Raw genomic sequence first — 6,430 nt, 5'->3', positions numbered from 1 at the left:
AGCTTTTTGTGTTAGTCCACTCTCTTTCCATTGCTGCACCGCCTGGCGCATTTGTGCTACTTTCTTCATTGAGCAAAGAAACAGTAGATTTAGGTGCAAGTAAAGATGGGGTTAGCCGGGCGCTTACTAGTTTACCAAAACCATAAATGCGGAGAGTGGGGAGGCGACATAGAAACAATCAAAATTTACCGAACTACATTAAAGGGTGATATTTATGCAGATTACCTTCTTGAAACTCTTGACTGTAAAGACATCGATTCCCGGATACGGAAAATAGAGAATAGAAAGAAAAAAATAAAACTATCAGAATCCGATAAGGCTAGAGTGATTGAATCATTAAGCCAGTTGGCAAAGGGAATACTTTCAAGAGAGGTCTACCCTGCACATTCTGGTTATTTTTCTAAAGCTATTTTAAGCGATTCCTCTATTGTTATTGAAGACTTTCCTTCAATAAAATGGACTCAATTTGAACAGCTAAGAGCAGCGATCTTAAAAAAATAACTTTGGCTAACATTGCGTAAACATCATACTTCGGCCGACGGCCTTGCACGTTGTTTACACGAGGCCGTTACCTGCAACCAAAATAAACCTACAACATGAAACAACTAATACTACTCCTTACTTTTCTTACAACTTTGGCTTATTCATCCGGACAGACCAAAGTTCAAAAGGAAACGTCAAAAATACTTGAAGAGGGCAAAATGCTTTATAAATCAGAGATGGCTTCTTGGTATGGAACAGATTTGTTTTTAGAAAAATTTAGTGACCAACGAGCAAATATTGGCGGCTATCTTTCATATACTGAAAAGGATATATCTAAATGTGTTTTTTTTTCTAAAAGTAAAAGTCCCAAGATTATTGGAACTGTATCTTTTGACAGTACATATAACGTTAAAACGGCGAAAGCTGAGGGTTTAGAACGAGAATTCACGGAGACTGAGTTAGCTTTATATTCGATTCGAAAGAAAGCTCTTTCGATAATCAACACAGATACTTTGTTCAAACAATATCAAAACACCAATCTTAATTTGATACCTATTATTTCAAATAAAGAGAGGAAAGTTTATGTATTGACCGGACCTAAGAACAATGGAGTGGTAATAATCGGGAATGACTATTTGTTAAAGTTCGACAAACAGAACAATATAATTGAAAAGAAGCAACTACATAAAAATATCATTCCTATCAATTACGGAAAAGGAAATGAAGTCGCAGCCGTCCATAGTCATTTACCAGAAACTGGCGACTTCATAACTCCAACCGATATATGTACTTTAATGCTTTATGAAAAATTTGCCAAATGGAAGCAGCACTATGTGATTTCCAAAAACTACGTTTCCATCTGGGATTGTGAAAAAGATATTCTCGCTATTATGACCAGAGCAGCATGGAACAATATGAACAAAGCGAAATAAAAATTGGCAGCAGGTAACAGTATCTTTAAATTATGCCCGGTGACGTGGTTCTCGAAGTTTTCTGCTCCTTAATTATATTGGTGCAGCCCGGCACAGAAGTGCTCTTAAGCGGGAACAATATAAACAATAAACGTTATGTGTAACCATAAGAACCCGACATTCGCAAAAACCTCGACATGAAGACCTATTTATTCTTACTATTGACTTTTCTTGCAACGACTACCATTGCACAAGACAAAAACAATTACGTTTGGTTCAACAAGCTATCCGACCTGGAAGGTACAGATTACGTAATCGCGACTCTTGATAACAGAAATAAAATAGCAACAAAAAACAGCCTTCTGTTATTTATCAATACCAAGACTGGAGAAAGCAAGAAGATTGACTTTCCAAAAAGTGGATATATTGACAAAATTGAACAAATAAAAATTGATAAATTCAATTTGAACAAGGTTATTATCGCTGCCAAAACAGTGAACCTAGACGGGAATAAGTCAATAGACTGGACCGACCCAATGCAAATTATAGTTCTATCAACAGACGGCACCGAGAAAGTTCTAATTACCGACGACAAATTCTTCGTGCGGACCTGGGTAATAAATAAGCAAACTGGAATAATCGTCATTACTGGACATTACGACACCAATAATAACGGCAAATACGACAAATCGGATAAGAATCAAATAATTTTATACGACTTAAACATCATGAAGACGACTGGGAGAATATAGAATGGCTACACATAACACAGGCTCTTGCAAAAATGGCAGGTGTTGTTATTCTCGAACTTTTTCTACATTTAATCAAGTTTTCTGCTGGGTGACAATGAAGTGCTTTCTATCCGCCATCTTCGCAATGCCCTAAACCTTAGGCGTAAATTTAAAATGACACACCTTTTTAAAATTATCCTTTTATGCGTTCTCTTTCTGACTCTTCAAAAAGCGGTGGGACAAGTTTACAACCAAAAGGTGTTCGAATTCAAATCGGTAACAGATACAGGCTATGTGAAAGCTGAATTATATTTTTTGCAAGACAAGAACTTTTGTATAATCCGGTTCACAAAGAAAGCAAATAAAGTAACCGGAGGAACCTATGTTTTAGCAAAGGATTCTCTGTATCTAACTTTTAAACCAAAAATTGTAACGCATGGCGTACGTGGAAGATTTAGATTCTACCTACGGGAAAGAAAAACTAAATTAACATCATTATCTTTTCGAGTAATTCCTATTAATCCAGAACAGATATATGCTAATCTTTACAAGGGAACATTCCCAGTAGCAATTCGGACAACTGATGGCTATGACGAACAAGACAAACTTAAAAGCTTGTTCGACTCTCCCGAATGGGTGGTTTTACAAGGAAAAAGAGTTAAGGACTTAAAGAGAGAATGGCGAGATGAAAATAACGAGAAGAAATAAAATCTACGCCTAACATTGTGTTTGAATTAAGCCTGGGTGACGTGGTTCTCAAAGTTTTCTGCTTTCTTTTGAACCTGTATCTCTTCAATCATCAGATATAGAAGGCAAAGGGTATTGGCTAGGGGTTTTCGTTATCATACATTCTGTAGGTGCGCCACTTTAGGTGCTCAATTTCTCCTCGACGGAATATGGCCTGACAATCGCTACAATCTGTCCGAACGGCATTTACTTTTATAAGCTTTCATCGCCTCTACCAATGAAATCAAATAAGGCCGGTGCGCTACTACAATCCTCTCTATAAGTACTACATCATTCCTACTCATCTTACTATAATTCTGTAGTAGTTTTGATTTTATTGAAACGTGTTATCTTTTCTTTATTGCCCTAGAAATTAGATAGTTGCAAGTCGGTTGTTCCCGTGTTTTCGTAAAGGTGATGTAGTAATGTTGTGGTGCGAATTCTCATTTCTGCAAAAGCATTTACTTCATATTTGTGTTAGACCAATAATTAATATAACCAACTCAGAACCGCTACATTTATGAAAACACTTATTACTATTCTATGGGCGTTCGGCATTTTTATCACTTCAAAAACGCTGGCCCAGGAGATCGCCATTAAAGGTGCTGTCACCGATGCTCAGGGGGAGACCTTACCTGGTGCAAGCGTTCAGATTGAAGGGGTAGTCCGGGGAGTCCAGACCGATTTAAACGGTAACTATTCTATTAATGCGCTGCCCAATGCTACTCTCGTATTTAGTTACATTGGGTTTCAATCACAGAAAATTCCAGTGAACAACCGGCAGGTAATTAATGTTGTCCTGCAATCTTCGGCTAATGAACTACAACAGGTTGTTGTTGTAGGCTATGGTACCCAAAGGAAAAGAGATTTAACCGGAGCGATAACAACCGTAAAAGGAGAAGATATCGAAAGGCAGCCGAATGTTAACCCCGTAGCTTCTTTGCAGGGCAGGGTGTCGGGATTAACTATTGTAAACAGCGGTTCGCCCGGAGCTTCTCCCACAGTTAGGATACGTGGTGTCAATAGTACCAATAGCGGCGATCCCCTCTATGTGGTGGATGGCGTTTTTCAATCCAATATCGATTATTTGAACGCTGCTGATATTGAAAGCATCGAAGTACTAAAGGATCCTTCTTCTATTGCCATCTTCGGTTTACGCGGAGGGAACGGTGTTATTGCAGTTACTACAAAACGAGCTGCTAAAGGGCAAACACGCATAACTTATCAGGGTTCTGTAGGGTTACAAAAAGTGAACAACTTTATTGACGTGGTCGATGCAGAGGGGTTTAAGCAACTATATTCCACCCAGCTTTCCAATATAAATGCAGCTCCCTTTGATTATACAAATTATACAGCCAATACCAATTGGCAGGATCTTATATTCAGGACTGCATCACAGACCAATAATAGTTTAAGTATTTCTAATAGTGGAGAAAAGTCAACTACGCTAATAAACCTTGGATACAATAGTCAGGAGGGGGTTTTAAGGAATGGGAACTTCCAGAGATATGTAGGCCGGATAAACCAGCAGATAAAGCTGAACAAGAACTTGACCGTAGGCGGAGAGATTACAGCGAGCCATTACAATACACGCGGCTCCGGGATAAACTTTAACAGTGCCATATGGGCTGCTCCTATCGTTCCTGTTCAATATGATGAAAACACATTTTACAGGATGCCCTCTTTTCAACGAGCGCAAGTAGGAAATCCGCTTGCCGCGCTTTACCAATCAGACAGAACATCCATCAATAAAGGATATCGTGGTGTTGGAAATATTTATGCATCGCTGAAAGTCATGAAACAGTTCACTCTGCGTTCTGCATTTTACACTGACCTTAGTTTTAATGGCAGTCGTGGATATACTCCTTTGCCTAACCGCTTTATAAACCTGGGTGAGGGAACCACAGCAACAGATACCACCGTTGATCAAAATGGCCGTACCAGCGTCAGACAAAACCAGGACGAGTATCGTAAGTTTCAACAAGATCATACCATAAGTTTCGACTCTCTATTTAATAAGAATCACAGGATAAATGCGGTGGTTGGCTTTACCACCCTTTACGAAGGTAGCACAAGGTTGTCGGGAAGTAGAACGGATACCACTTTAAACATTCCGAGAAATCCGGAGTTCTGGTACCTGGATATATCACAGGCTGCTAACCCTAATGCACTTGGTGGTGCCGGTGATGAAAATGCTCAGATAGGATATCTTGCAAGGGTTAGTTATGGGTTTAAGGATAAATACCTGCTAAATGCTTCAATCCGCCGCGACGGTTCTTCCCGGATTAGTCCGGCTAACAGATACGGTACCTTCGGAGCCCTTGGATTGGGATGGGTAGTTTCTGAAGAAGGCTTTTTTAAGGACGCAAAAATTGTCGATTTCCTGAAATTAAGAGTATCGTGGGGTACCGTAGCTAATGCTCAGGGGGTTGGACGGAATTATTTCGAACCAGTTTTAAGGACAAGTGGTGTGGGGGTATTTGGTGAAAATGTGTATGCCTCGGCAACACCTGACTATCTACCAGATCCTAATTTAAAATGGGAAGTTACCCGGGGTGTTGACTTTGGAGTAGACTTAAGAGCATTTAATAGCCGGTTGAGCGGCGAATTTAATGTATACGACAGGACAACTAAGGACATTATTTCGCGCATTACACTTCCTGGTGCTGCTGGTGGTATTGCCTATTTAACTAACCTGGGGTCTATAGCAAACAGGGGAGTAGAAGTTGCACTTGGCTGGAACGACAATGTTGGTGATGGGTTCAGGTATGGAATTTCATCGAATTTTAGTTATAACAAGAACAAGGTGGAATCGCTGGGAAATAATTTCAATTTCACCTTATTCGGAAATGATAATGCGAACAGAACCATCTCGGGGGAATCAATAGGGCACTTTTTCGGATACAGGCAGGTCGGCATTTACCAAACTACGGCCGACCTGGACAGGATGCCTGGTTTTCCGAATTCACTTCCAGGGGATATTGCATATGCCGACCTTAACGGAGATGGGGTGATTACACCCGCAGACAGAGAGAATCTGGGTTCGCCCTTTCCTGAATGGACTTATGGAATTAACTTAAACATGAGTTATAAAGGATTCGATTTTCTGGTTCAGGGACAAGGAGTAGCAGGAAATTATATATACACACAACGCCGCATCTCGAACTTTGCAGTTCTTAATTATGAAAGTAATCGTCTCAACGCATGGACAGGCCCGGGAAGTACAAATGTTGAGCCTATTTTAAACAATACCAGAGCTAATAACTATTTGTTTAGCTCACATTATCTAGAACCCGGCGATTACTTCAGGATAAGAACTTTGCAGATAGGCTACACGCTTGCAAATAAGCTTGTTGACAAAACTCCACTAAAGGCATTGAGAGTATACTTAAGCGGACAGAACATACATACATGGTCTAAAACTACCGGCTATTCTCCGGAGGCCCCCATTGGTAATATTTTAGGTGGAGGTGCTGACAATGGGGTCTATCCTGTTCCCGCAACATACACTTTCGGAGTAAACGCAACTTTTTAATTAACCTTTAGGTCTTGACAAACATGAAAACATATCATCAACAA

General features: G+C 39.9%; 5 protein-coding genes. All 5 read left to right on the top strand.

Translation table 11 applies throughout. The annotated features are described in order from the left end of the window. Positions 1 to 105 precede the first annotated feature (105 nt). The 5 genes from J4N25_RS26490 (at position 106) to J4N25_RS26470 (ending at position 6,386) form a co-directional block, all read left to right on the top strand. Positions 106 to 501 (top strand): hypothetical protein, encoded by a 396-nt coding sequence (locus tag J4N25_RS26490; RefSeq protein WP_207424914.1) that lies wholly within the window; start codon positions 106 to 108, stop codon positions 499 to 501. 95 nt (positions 502 to 596) lie between these two features. Further along, positions 597 to 1,415 (top strand): hypothetical protein, encoded by an 819-nt coding sequence (locus J4N25_RS26485; protein ID WP_207424913.1) that lies wholly within the window; start codon positions 597 to 599, stop codon positions 1,413 to 1,415. 176 nt (positions 1,416 to 1,591) lie between these two features. Beyond that, complete coding sequence (locus J4N25_RS26480) at positions 1,592 to 2,146, top strand: hypothetical protein (protein WP_207424912.1); 555 nt, start codon at positions 1,592 to 1,594, stop codon at positions 2,144 to 2,146. Between the two features lie 153 nt (positions 2,147 to 2,299). Next, positions 2,300 to 2,833 carry a hypothetical protein gene (locus tag J4N25_RS26475; protein ID WP_207424911.1) on the top strand — a complete coding sequence of 178 codons (534 nt, stop codon included), beginning with the start codon at positions 2,300 to 2,302 and terminating at the stop codon, positions 2,831 to 2,833. A 538-nt stretch (positions 2,834 to 3,371) separates the two neighbouring features. Continuing rightward, positions 3,372 to 6,386, top strand: coding sequence for a SusC/RagA family TonB-linked outer membrane protein (locus J4N25_RS26470; RefSeq protein ID WP_207424910.1), 3,015 nt, complete (start codon positions 3,372 to 3,374; stop codon positions 6,384 to 6,386). Positions 6,387 to 6,430: the final 44 nt, after the last annotated feature.

Source organism: Desertivirga brevis (genome assembly GCF_017355835.1).
The sequence above is the reverse complement of the archived record's forward strand: the minus strand, read 5'-3'. Positions and strand labels throughout refer to the sequence as shown.

Bases quoted from the DNA above. Each gene is read 5' to 3' on its own strand.
- J4N25_RS26480 (WP_207424912.1), top strand. From the start codon at position 1,592: ATGAAGACCTATTTATTCTTACTATTGACTTTTCTTGCAACGACTACC.
- J4N25_RS26475 (WP_207424911.1), top strand. From the start codon at position 2,300: ATGACACACCTTTTTAAAATTATCCTTTTATGCGTTCTCTTTCTGACT.
- J4N25_RS26470 (WP_207424910.1), top strand. From the start codon at position 3,372: ATGAAAACACTTATTACTATTCTATGGGCGTTCGGCATTTTTATCACT.
- J4N25_RS26485 (WP_207424913.1), top strand. From the start codon at position 597: ATGAAACAACTAATACTACTCCTTACTTTTCTTACAACTTTGGCTTAT.
- J4N25_RS26490 (WP_207424914.1), top strand. From the start codon at position 106: ATGGGGTTAGCCGGGCGCTTACTAGTTTACCAAAACCATAAATGCGGA.